The sequence below is a fragment of the Pseudoalteromonas sp. Z1A6 genome, assembly GCF_011378745.1.
GTDB classification, from domain to species: Bacteria; Pseudomonadota; Gammaproteobacteria; order Enterobacterales; family Alteromonadaceae; genus Pseudoalteromonas; species Pseudoalteromonas arctica.
Window position 1 is genome coordinate 1 of record NZ_WTKW01000144.1, and the last position, 10,221, is coordinate 10,221.

The following is a 10,221-nucleotide window of genomic DNA, read 5'->3' on the forward strand; positions in this document are numbered from 1 at the left end:
TTTATTGAGCTTTTGGTGCTGTTGAGCTGAGCTTGTAAATTTTTAAGATTAGCTTGGCGTTCACTTTGCGCATTAAGCAATGCAGTTTGGCGCCTTTTTTGCTCATCATACAAAAGCTCTAGCTTTTCTTGAGTTTTAACAAGTTCTTCTTGGTTTTGTGCTATTTGTTGTTGAAGGTTTTTTAGATCTTCAATTTGTTCAATACGGGCTTTATTTAAGTAGTTGTAATAACTTAGTGTGCGCTCAAATTTTGCGGTGTCTTCTTGGTTTAACAGCATTTTAGAATAGTCGTCGCCACCCGCCATGTAGGCACTTTTGAGCTGCGCGGCTAAGACTTTTTGAAACTGAGTATGCTTTTTATCGAGCTCATCGGCTTTATTTTGTAGCTCTTTTTGCTGTGTTTTTGTTTCTCTTACTGATTGTTCTGCCATGTTAAGTGCTTTAGCATTTTTAGCTATATCGAGTTCATGGCTTTTGAGGTTTTTTTGTAGTGACGCTATTTTTTTTCTTTGGGCGTTATACTCAGCTTGGCTTTGCTCAAGTGCATTTTGAACTTCTGATAAGTCTTTTTTAGTACGATCTTCATTAGCAACTGCAGATGCAGTCACTAATGAAGTGAGTATTAAACCGCACTTAATTAACCGGTTAATACGTCTATTCATGCGTTATTTCAACATCATGATAGGCGTACCAGTCATTTCGTTTGGCTGCTCCATGCCCATTAAGTGAAGCATGGTAGGGGCTACATCGCTTAATGCTTTATCTTGCATTGGCTCTGCATCGCGACCCACATAAATAAAATGTACCGGTTCGCTAGTGTGAGCTGTATGGGCTTGGCCTGTTTTAAGGTCTGCCATCTGCTCAGCATTACCATGATCAGCTGTTATTAGTGCTTCACCACCAAACTCTTCAAGTGCATCAACAACGCGGCCAATACAGCTATCTACCGCTTCACAGGCTTTAACAGCGGCTTCAAATACACCTGAGTGACCAACCATATCGCCGTTAGGGTAGTTACAAATAATAGCATCGTATTTACCGCTTTTAATTGCAGCTACTAACTTGTCGGTCAGCATTTCTGAGTTCATTTCAGGTTGTAAGTCGTAAGTTGCAACTTGCGGCGAAGGAATTAGTTCGCGTGTTTCGCCTTCAAATTCGCTTTCGCGCCCGCCACTAAAGAAAAACGTAACGTGTGCGTATTTTTCGGTTTCTGAAATACGAAGCTGTGTTTTGTTATTTTTTTCAAACCACTCACCAAGTACATTTACTAACGGTGTTGAACCAAAGGCGACAGGAGCATCTATATCAGCTGCGTATTCTGTCATCATTACAAATGCGCTAAGCTTTGGTGTTCTTTTTCTTGCGAATCCATCAAAGTCAGGCTCAACAAAAGCGCGAGTAATTTCGCGGGCTCTATCTGCTCTAAAGTTGGCAAAAATTAGAGTGTCGCCATCGTTAATTGCGGCTGGCTCTGCACCTGTTGGTGTAATAGTTGTAGCAGCTAGGAACTCATCGTTTTCGTCGCGCCCGTATGCTGCATTAAGTGCCTCTACGCCGTTATCAAAATTAAAGTCGCCTTCGGCTAGCGCTATTACATTGTAAGCTTTTTCTACTCGGTTCCAGCGGTTGTCTCTGTCCATTGCGTAATAACGGCCAATAAGTGACGCTAAACGACCGCATTTAAGTTCGCTAAACAATGCTTCAATACGTTCGATTGATGCTTTAGCGCTACGTGGAGGTGTGTCGCGGCCATCTAAAAAGCCATGAAAGTAAACTTCTTTAGCGCCACGTTTTGCAGCCAGTTTTATACTAGCAACAATGTGATCTTCGTGACTATGTACGCCACCTGGGCTTAAAAGTCCCATTATGTGAACGGCTTTGTCTGCTTTTACGGCTTTATCTATGTTTTCAACTAAGGCTGGTGTTGAATCAAATTCGCCATCGTTAATTGCTTTGGTGATACGAGTAAAATCTTGATAAACGATGCGCCCAGCACCTAAGTTTACATGGCCAACTTCAGAGTTACCCATTTGGCCATCAGGAAGACCCACATCTAAACCCGAAGCTGATATTAATGTGTGAGGGCGTGTTGCCCATAAATTGTCTAATACCGGTGTGTTAGCTGCAAGAATAGCATTGCTCTGCGTATCTTCGCGGTATCCCCAACCGTCTAAAATCATTAATACCAGTGGTTTTTTATGCTCTGTCATAATAGCTCCTGAAAATTAGTATCTGTTGATGGATACTGTGCACCTAAAAAGGTTTATTAGCGTAGTTTTAGCATACCGTGTTTTTAAGCTAGGATCAGCATTGAAAACAAGATATTAATTTTTTTCACTTACTTTATATATGGGGGGCTTTATTGTTTTTTAAACGTCTCTAAGTGCTCCTAAACTCGCATTTTAGGTTGGTTTGGGTATACTTGCGTGGCTAAAGTACAAAATACCTAAAATATTAGGGCGTGTTGCACTTTGGTGGTTGAATTTGCAGCAGTGTGTTTGGTTTTTATGCAAGGCAGAGCCTATGAAGTGTGGTTACTCCCCATAAATAGGCGATAACGTAGCATAAATACCAAACATACGCTGCCCGTTGGGTTCTTTCTAGGGACTATTACCTCTTTGTTGCTCGGTTTTTACTTAGCCCACTAGGTTACAAATCTCGCGCCGCGATTTAATCGCCCCTAGATTGAACAAATTTCAATCCACAAAGGCCAACACGCCCTAGGTTTAAAACATAATTTCATAGTGGAAGTAGAATGGATCAATATATTGAATTTATTACAAATCATCCCATTTTAAGCCTTGCTTGGGTTGGTATTGTTTTCCTTATTGTTAGTGGCTGGATAAAAAGTAAGTTTTCAGCTGTTCGTCAAATAAATTCTCAGCAGCTTACGTTACTTATTAACCGTGATGACGGCCAAGTAATCGATATACGTGCGCAAAAAGAGTTTAATGCAGGGCGTATTTCTGGCGCTGAGCACTTAAGCCCAGAGAATGCGAAAAAATCTGACTTTTCAAGCCTTGAAAAGTACAAGACTAAACCCATTATAGTTGTATGTACTACAGGTATGACTGCCCAAGGTACTGCAGCCGCTATGAGTAAAGCTGGTTTTGAACGAGTTTACTTATTAGCAGGTGGCATGGGTGCGTGGCAATCTGCCAGCTTACCAACTACAACAGGTCGCTAATCAGTTTAGCTAGGCCGATAGAGGATTTATTATGAGTAATGTTGTTTTATACACCAAGGCGTATTGTCCATTTTGTCAGCGTGCTCTTTCGCTTTTAAATAGCAAAGGCGTTGAATACACTAATTATGATATTGGTGTACAACCAGAGCTACGTGCTGAAATGATTACTAAAGCTGGTGGCGCAAGCACAGTACCGCAAATATTTATTAATGATGAACATATCGGTGGCTGCGACGACATGATGGCTATTGAAGCGCAAGGTAAACTTGACGCTAAGTTAAACGCTTAATTTAATTATAATAACGAACAAGTTAGGAATAACAATGAACGAAGAAAATCAAAACGTAGCAGCTGCAGAAGCCGGTGCACAATTTACTATTCAACGTATTTACACTAAAGATGTATCGTTTGAAACGCCAAACTCTCCGGCCATTTTTCAAAAAGAATGGACGCCAGAAGTTAAGCTAGACTTAGATACACGCTCTAACAAACTAGACGAAGGTGTATTTGAAGTTGTTTTAGCACTAACTGTAACTGCTTCTCTTGGTGAAGAAACTGCGTTCTTATGTGAAATTCAACAAGCAGGTATTTTTACTATTGCTGAAGTTGAAGAAGTGCAACTTGCACACATGCTTGGTGCATTTTGTCCTAACGTGTTGTTCCCATATGCACGTGAAGCTGTTTCAAATCTTGTTAACCGTGGTACTTTTCCACAGCTTAACCTTGCGCCAGTTAACTTTGATGCGTTATTTGCACAATACATGCAACAACGTACTGCGCAAGCTGACCAGGCTTCAGCAGACGCATAACTTATGAGTACAGCAACTACAGCTGTTACTGTATTAGGGGCGGGGTCTTACGGCACCGCCCTTGCTATTTGTTTAGCCCGAAATGGTCACCACGTGACACTTTGGGGAAGAAATAGCGACGACGTTGCCACGCTTGCAGCTGAGCGGAAAAATCAACGTTACTTACCTGATGCTCCTTTTCCAGACACGCTTACTCTTGAAGCTAACTTACAACATGCCGTTGCTAGCAGCGCTATTGTACTTGTTGTTGTGCCAAGCCATGCTTTTGGCGACACACTTGCGCAGATTAAACCTGCATTGCAAGACGGTGCTAAAGTAGCGTGGGCAACTAAAGGGCTTGAGCCTAATACTGGACGTTTGTTACAAGAAGTGGCTTTGCAAGAATTAGGTGATGATATTCCACTTGCGGTACTGTCGGGTCCTACGTTTGCAAAAGAAATGGCGATGGGTTCACCTACAGCTATTTCAGTGTCTTCTACGTCACCTGAATTTGCTCAGCAGCTTGCTGATTTACTTCATTGTGGTCGCTCATTCCGTGTGTATAACAATGATGATTTTATTGGTATACAGCTCGGTGGTGCGGTTAAGAATGTAATTGCCATTGGTGCCGGTATTTCGGACGGTGTTGGTTTTGGCGCTAATGCGCGTACCGCACTTATCACCCGAGGCCTTGCAGAGCTTACTCGTTTAGGTTGCGCTCTTGGTGCTAAGCCAGAAACCTTTATGGGAATGGCAGGCCTTGGCGATTTAATACTAACGTGTACAGATAACCAATCACGTAATCGTCGATTTGGTTTAGCGCTGGGTAAAGGCGAAAGCGTCGATGCTGCTATTGAGTCAATTGGTCAAGTAGTGGAAGGCTTTAGAAATACCAAAGAAGTGTATTTATTAGCGCAGCGTAGCGGTGTAGAAATGCCGATTACCGAGCAAATTTATAAAGTGCTTTATGAAAATAAAGATATGAAAGAAGCTGCAATGGCGCTATTAGGCCGAGATCAACGTTCTGAATAATTTTATAAGCGTTTATAAAACTAAAAAACCGACGTTATGTCGGTTTTTGTTGTTTAGCTCAAAGCTATTTACTGCGCGTTAGGAAAACCCAACTGGCGCCAAGACTCGTAGACAAACACAGCTACTGCGTTTGACAAGTTCATGCTGCGGCTATTGGCTTGCATAGGAATACGCACACGCTGCTCTTTTGGCAGTGCTTGGATCATATCGTCAGGCAGGCCGCGAGTCTCTGGGCCAAATACCAAGCAGTCACCCGCTTCGTAACTTGCTTCATGGTGAAACTGACTACCTTTGGTTGTACATGCATATATTTTTTTTGGTTTACATTTTTCAAGGTAATCTTCAAATGAGGCATGGCGTTGAACATGACTAAATTCATGATAATCAAGTCCTGCACGTTTCACGCGCTTATCGTCCCACTCAAAACCTAACGGCTCAATTAAATGTAATGCATAGCCGGTATTGGCACATAGGCGAATAATATTACCAGTGTTAGGCGGTATTTCAGGTTGGTATAAAACAATATCCAGCATAATGAGCCTTATAAAATAATCTGTAGTTTGACGAAGGGCAGTATACACGAAACCTTTTAAAAAAATGATATACTCACACTATTGAGTACTCCTAATTATCGGATTAAAACGTGCATAACCGTAGCTACGAATTTTGGGTTAAAACTTCAAGCATTGTTACCATGGTAATGGTTAGTTTAATGATTGGCGCAAAAACATGGGCATGGCTGGCTTCTGGCTCGGCTTCAATGCTTGGCTCGTTAACTGATTCGTTAATGGATATTACTGCCACCGCCATGAGTTTTTTAGTGTTAGGTTACGCACTGCGCCCAGCAGATGACGATCACCGGTTTGGACACGGTAAAGCCGAAGCACTTGCAGGGCTTGGACAAGCTGCGTTTATTGCAGGCTCAGGTTGCCTACTTGCTTTTCATGGTATTGAGCGATTATTTAACCCTATACAGTTAAGCCATTCTTTATTAGGTGTGTGGGTAAGTATTTTTGCTATTGCGTGTACGCTGGTCATTGTATTTGTACAAAACAAGGTGGTTAAGTATACCGATTCAATTGCTATAAAAGCCGACTCAGTACATTACAAAGGTGATTTAATATTAAATGCCGCTGTGCTATTAGCTATTTTGTTAGCTTATTATGGTGTGTTGTATGCCGATCCTGTTTTTGCGATAGGTGTAGCGGGTTACTTACTTTATAACAGCTGGGATATTGCTCGCGATAGCGCCGATCATTTAATGGATAAAGAACTTCCAGATGATGAAAAGCAAAGCATATTTGATATAGCCAGAGCCCATGCAGATGTACACGGTGTACATGATATTCGTACTCGCCAAGGCGGAAAAGTTAAGTTTATTCAAATGCACTTAGAGCTTGATGATAACTTAAGTTTAATACGTGCTCATAACGTAGCTGATGAAGTAGAGGCAATGCTTAAAGAACGTTTTGAGTCTGAGGTAGATATACTGATCCACCTCGACCCTTTGTCGGTACTTGTTAAGCCGTCACCGACTCACAAAACTGATACAAGCTTTTAAGCAATGGCTCGCGTATTTCATCACGTTCAAAAAACAGTTCGTGTTTAGCGCCTTCAAAGCTTTTAAGTACTGTATTTGCGTGCCTGTTTGCTAATTTATATTGGGCATTGTTATCGACTACTTCGTCGTTTTGCGCACTGGCAATATAAAGTGGGATAGTCACGCTTAAATTATCCACCGAGGTTATAAATGCAAACGTTGCATTTAACCAGCCGTAAGTAACACCGCCCAGCTGTAGTAATGGCTCTTCTTGATATGTTTGCCTAAATAGCTCGTAACGCACTGGACTGCTGGTTAATACATTTGTAGCAAACTCATCGGGTATATAATCGGTTTGCCCTAGCGCGTAGTTGTCTTTTTGACCCAAAAGGGTAGCGGTACTGGCTATTAATTTAGCTAAAGGTTTTGGTGTGTTTTTTGTATAAATATCAAGCATAGGCGCTGATAAAAACGCGCCACTAAAATTGTGTTCAAAATGCGCAAGATAATCAAATGCTATGGCGCCGCCCATTGAATGACTCACTAACACCTTTTTACCTTGCCAATGAGTATCCACTATTTGTGTATTAAATAAATTTAGGTCTGCGCTATAATCTTTAAATTCATTAACATGGCCTTTATGCTTATTTATTAAGTGGCGATAAGAGCGGCCTTGTCCTTGGTGATCGGCTATGAATATGGCAAAATTATTGTTATACAACTCCCATAACAACTCTTTATATTTATCTAACCCTTCAAGGCGCCCCGAACTGATAACAATGGCAGTTTGAGCTTTTTCAGGTATGGCATAAGCATAAAATAATTCCCCGTTAGGCGTATCTAAATAAGCTTTAATTAGCGTGTTTTTATAAAAGTTATTAATTGTTATTTGATTACTTTTAAGCTCACGCTCACTACTATAAAACATGGTTTACTCTTTTATTAATGGCAGCGTGATATTAGCACAAAGTCCACCCTCTGTTTTATTAGATAACACTAATTCACCGCCATGCGCAGTAATAGCATTTTTAGCAATAGCGAGCCCTAAACCCGTGCCACCACTTACGCGGTCGCGCGCATCAGACTGCCTAAAAAAGGGTTCGCAAAGCTTGCTTAGTTGCTCATTTGGTACACCAGAGCCATCGTCACATATTTCTATATAAATGGCATCAGCATGCTTTAGAGTAATGCTAATCGTATTATTTGCGTATTTAATGGCGTTGCGAAGTAGGTTTTCAAGTGCACTGGCAATAAGACTTTCATCACAATCAATATTTACGTCTACAGCGCCTATTATATTTAGCTGCTTATTATTTTGTTTTGCTTCAAACTGCGCATCGTTAAGTACATGATCAACAATTATTTGTAATGATTGTTTTTGTAGTGAAAGCGCTTGGCTTTTGGCCTCTAAGCGAGACACTTGCAGTACGTCGGCAATCATTTTATCAAGCTGATTTGCTTCTTTTTCTATGCGTAATAAATATGATTGGCTAGCGTCGTTAGCTTGCATTTGTGCAAGGCCGGTAGCCATTTTTAAACGTGTAAGAGGCGAGCGTAACTCATGCGATATATCGGCTAATAAGCGCTTTTGCGAGCTAATTAAAAGCTCTAACTGATTGGCCATGCTGTTAAAATCTCGCCCAAGTATTCCTAGCTCATCTTTTCGGTTTACAGAAATATCGGCTCTTGCACTTAAGTTACCTGCAGATAATTTAATAGCGGCTTTTTTAAGACTATTTATAGGAGCTATTAAGTTACGGCTAAATACAAAGCTTAAAATAAGAGAGGCAACAATCGCGATGACTATTTTCATCCAATTAGGCATTAGCTTAAAGCGCATTATTAGCGGTGGTTGATGGTTAATATCTATTTCATAAAGATAAAAACTCCCTTCAGGCACGTTTATATTAACAGGGCCGAAGGCTTGGTATTTTTCAGTGAAAATAATTTGCGGTGACATATTTTGAGTGAAGTTTAATAAACTTAAATCGATGCTATCAGGCACCTCTTTACTACTAAGAGAGTCTTCGCTTTGAGCTGCGCTTAAGTATAAAAGTTTACGCTTTGAGAGGCGAGGGTGTACTAATACATCACTTAGGCTGCGCTTATGTTTAATAGCAGTCCGCTCAATACTTTTGGCGGTATATATTAAGTTTTTTTTCATCGGGCCATAAAGTGGCTCGTTAGATACCGCATTAATAGCGGTAATATTACTTAAAAATATAAGCGCTGCTACAGTGCCAATTATAGTTAACCAAAACCAAATAAATATTTTAAAAAACAGGTAATGCCCAGGGTGTTTTAACCACGCAAAGTAAGTGCTTTTATTCGCCTTGGATAAAGACATAACCTGTACCTCGCATCGTTTTAATTCGCTCGCCTGTAATATGTTCTGCTATTTTTTTACGAATATTACTAACATGCATATCGATAGAGCGGTCGAATGAGGCTAAACGCCTACCCAGTACTTCTTCGCTAATTTGCTCTTTGCTAACCACTTCGCCTGCATTTTTACACAATAGCGTAAGTATTTCGTACTCTGTACCAGTAAGGGTTAATGTAGAGCCGTCTATTGAGGCCTCTCGCGCAGCTAGGTTAACGGTAATACCATTCACTAGTAACTTACTCGTTGCAGCAGCATTTAAACTATTAATGTGTTCTATACGGCGTGTTATTGCTTTAACGCGGGCTAGTAATTCACGATGATTAAAAGGCTTTGGAATATAATCATCAGCGCCGAGCTCTAAACCAAAAATACGGTCAAAGTCTTCACCTTTTGCAGTAAGCATTATTACCGGTGTGAGTTTTGTTTGCCTAAGCTGTTTAAGTACTTCAAAGCCATCTAGCGTTGGTAGCATTACATCTAGCAGTATAAGTGCGTAATCGTTCGCTTGTGCTAGTTTAAGGCCTTGCTCACCGTCGTGTACGCTTTGTATTTCAAACCCTTGGGCAGTTAAATATTCACTTAATAGCTCACAAAGGCCCGTATCGTCATCAATCATTAATAGTTTCATTTACAAACCCTTAGAGTTGTTTATAGCGTTATTTTACCCGCTAAATAGTGCAAAGGTGAATCTTTACACAACCTTTACACTGCTTTGCGTTACTTTGCGTTGAGTTAGGTATAGTTAACTCACTGGCTTAGCAGCCACAACCAACCCAATATTAAGGTAATGATTATGACTAAATTAAACACACTTTCAAAATTAGTACTTATCTGTGGCTTAGCAACAGCAACTCTTGGTGCTGGTAGCGTATTAGCTAAAGGCGACGGGCATAAGCAAGGCCATTCTCAAGCTCGTTTTTTACTTTCTGATCGCGGCGTTGAAAAATTAAACCTAACAGATGAGCAGCAAACTAAGCTAAAGGCTATTTTTGAAGCGCAAAAAACACAAATGAAAGCATTACGTGGCGACAATAAAGAAGCCCGTAAAGCGATGCGTGAAGCGCATAAAGCAAAAATGGATACATTACTTTCGGCGGCAACATTTGATGAAAATGCAGCAAAAGAATTGTTAAACGAACGCCATGAAAAGGGTGAACAATTTGGTTTAATTAAACTAAAAACGCAGCACCAAGTAATGCAAGTACTTAACGCTGAGCAAAAAGAGAAATTTGCTAAAATGCAAAAGCGTATGAATAAAAAGCACCGTAAACAAAAAAGTTAATTTTAC

General features: G+C 40.5%; 11 protein-coding genes and 1 pseudogene. 6 read left to right on the forward strand and 6 right to left on the reverse strand.

The annotated features are described in order from the left end of the window. Together GQR46_RS10595 and gpmM are read right to left on the reverse strand one after the other, a co-directional pair. Window positions 1-662, reverse strand: a pseudogene (locus GQR46_RS10595) (protease); the annotation flags it as partial. Window positions 663-665: 3 nt separating this feature from the next. Continuing rightward, entirely contained in the window at window positions 666-2,210 is a 1,545-nt protein-coding gene (gene gpmM, locus GQR46_RS10600; RefSeq protein WP_165740926.1) for a 2,3-bisphosphoglycerate-independent phosphoglycerate mutase, read from the reverse strand. A 545-nt stretch (window positions 2,211-2,755) separates the two neighbouring features. On the opposite strand from gpmM, the gene GQR46_RS10605 reads away from it, so the two are divergent. Genes GQR46_RS10605 through gpsA form a run of 4 tightly spaced genes read left to right on the forward strand, consistent with a single transcriptional unit; the run spans window position 2,756 to window position 5,007 of the window. Beyond that, a complete protein-coding gene (locus tag GQR46_RS10605; protein WP_165740927.1) occupies window positions 2,756-3,187 on the forward strand; it encodes a rhodanese-like domain-containing protein in 432 nt (143 codons plus the stop codon). A 31-nt stretch (window positions 3,188-3,218) separates the two neighbouring features. Beyond that, window positions 3,219-3,476, forward strand: a complete 258-nt coding sequence (gene grxC, locus GQR46_RS10610) for a glutaredoxin 3 (protein WP_165740928.1) — start codon at window positions 3,219-3,221, stop codon at window positions 3,474-3,476. Between the two features lie 34 nt (window positions 3,477-3,510). Beyond that, on the forward strand, window positions 3,511-3,996 hold the full coding sequence (gene secB / locus GQR46_RS10615; RefSeq protein WP_010553360.1) for a protein-export chaperone SecB: 486 nt from the start codon (window positions 3,511-3,513) through the stop codon (window positions 3,994-3,996). Between the two features lie 3 nt (window positions 3,997-3,999). Further along, window positions 4,000-5,007 (forward strand): NAD(P)H-dependent glycerol-3-phosphate dehydrogenase, encoded by a 1,008-nt coding sequence (gene gpsA / locus GQR46_RS10620; protein ID WP_165740929.1) that lies wholly within the window; start codon window positions 4,000-4,002, stop codon window positions 5,005-5,007. Between the two features lie 68 nt (window positions 5,008-5,075). Here gpsA and trmL read toward each other — a convergent pair whose 3' ends face one another. Continuing rightward, on the reverse strand, window positions 5,076-5,540 hold the full coding sequence (gene trmL / locus GQR46_RS10625; protein ID WP_007582820.1) for a tRNA (uridine(34)/cytosine(34)/5-carboxymethylaminomethyluridine(34)-2'-O)-methyltransferase TrmL: 465 nt from the start codon (window positions 5,538-5,540) through the stop codon (window positions 5,076-5,078). Window positions 5,541-5,701: 161 nt separating this feature from the next. On the opposite strand from trmL, the gene GQR46_RS10630 reads away from it, so the two are divergent. Further along, entirely contained in the window at window positions 5,702-6,568 is an 867-nt protein-coding gene (locus GQR46_RS10630) for a cation diffusion facilitator family transporter (RefSeq protein ID WP_165740934.1), read from the forward strand. Here the strand turns inward: GQR46_RS10630 and GQR46_RS10635 are convergent. The 3 genes from GQR46_RS10635 to GQR46_RS10645 are packed head-to-tail and all read right to left on the reverse strand — an operon-like array spanning window position 6,528 to window position 9,561. Further along, the gene (locus tag GQR46_RS10635) at window positions 6,528-7,475 is read right to left on the reverse strand and encodes an alpha/beta fold hydrolase (RefSeq protein ID WP_165740930.1); all 948 of its coding nucleotides are present in this window, start codon (window positions 7,473-7,475) and stop codon (window positions 6,528-6,530) included. The genes GQR46_RS10630 and GQR46_RS10635 overlap by 41 nt on opposite strands. Before the next feature lie 3 nt (window positions 7,476-7,478). Then, complete coding sequence (locus GQR46_RS10640) at window positions 7,479-8,894, reverse strand: ATP-binding protein (RefSeq protein ID WP_165740931.1); 1,416 nt, start codon at window positions 8,892-8,894, stop codon at window positions 7,479-7,481. Beyond that, window positions 8,872-9,561 carry a response regulator gene (locus GQR46_RS10645; RefSeq protein ID WP_165740932.1) on the reverse strand — a complete coding sequence of 230 codons (690 nt, stop codon included), beginning with the start codon at window positions 9,559-9,561 and terminating at the stop codon, window positions 8,872-8,874. The genes GQR46_RS10640 and GQR46_RS10645 overlap by 23 nt, the downstream gene beginning before the upstream one ends. A gap of 165 nt (window positions 9,562-9,726) precedes the next feature. Between GQR46_RS10645 and GQR46_RS10650 the strand changes: the two genes are divergently transcribed. Continuing rightward, window positions 9,727-10,215, forward strand: a complete 489-nt coding sequence (locus tag GQR46_RS10650; RefSeq protein ID WP_165740933.1) for a Spy/CpxP family protein refolding chaperone — start codon at window positions 9,727-9,729, stop codon at window positions 10,213-10,215. The last annotated feature ends 6 nt before the right edge of the window (window positions 10,216-10,221 follow it).